This window comes from Roseomonas sp. TAS13, from assembly GCF_001950415.1.
Taxonomy (GTDB): domain Bacteria; phylum Pseudomonadota; class Alphaproteobacteria; order Acetobacterales; family Acetobacteraceae; genus Roseomonas; species Roseomonas mucosa.
On the sequence record NZ_BDLP01000760.1, the window covers coordinates 1 to 766 of the forward strand.

Below are 766 nucleotides of genomic sequence, written 5' to 3' on the forward strand. Positions count from 1 at the left end.
AGACCCCGTTTCATAACGGCTGAGCCAGACGCCGGACGAGGATCATGGCGGCGGCGAGGGTGAAGAAGGCGACGGCGGAACCGACGGTGGCCTCGTGATCGCGAGCGAGGCGTCGGCAGCGGCCGAACCAGGCGAAGGATCTCTCCACCACCCAGCGCCTGGGTTGCACGGCGAAGCCTTTCTGGCCGGGTGCGCTGCCGATGATGGTAACGGCGACGGGGGAGGCTCGGGCGACACGCGGACCGGCGTAGGCGCGGTCGGCGAAGCAGCGGGCCAGGAACGGCCAAGGGCGGCGCGACATGGCCAGGAGGGCCGCACCCCCTCGGCTGTCATGCAGGCAGGCGGGCGAGATGGCGGCGAGCAGGAGCCTACCGTCCGTGTCCACCAGGGCGTGGCGCTTGCGGCCCGTCACCTTCTTCCCGGCATCGTAGCCGCGGACACCTTTCACGCCGACACCGCCCGAGCGGACGGATTGGGCGTCCAACACCGCCGCTGTCGGTGAGGCCTCTCGGCCGACCCGCTCGCGGTCGGCCATGATGAGGGCGTGCGCCAGTCGCTCGAAGGTGCCCCGGCGCGAGAGGCGCAGGAACCAACGGTGCACGGTCCCGGGCGGCGGGAAGTCGCGGGGCAGATGCGCCCAGGCGCAGCCGGTACGGAGCACGTAGAGGATCGCATCGACCACCCGCCGCATCGGCCAGGACCGGGGTCGTCCGGTCTTTGCAGGGCTTGGCAAGAAGGGCTCGACCAGGGCCCACTCGGCATCGGT

General features: G+C 71.4%; 1 protein-coding gene. It reads right to left on the minus strand.

The window, feature by feature from the left end; genetic code table 11:
- Positions 1 to 10 precede the first annotated feature (10 nt).
- On the minus strand, positions 11 to 766 hold a 756-nt coding region (locus ROTAS13_RS25365), incomplete at its 5' end, for an IS5 family transposase (RefSeq protein ID WP_139323614.1).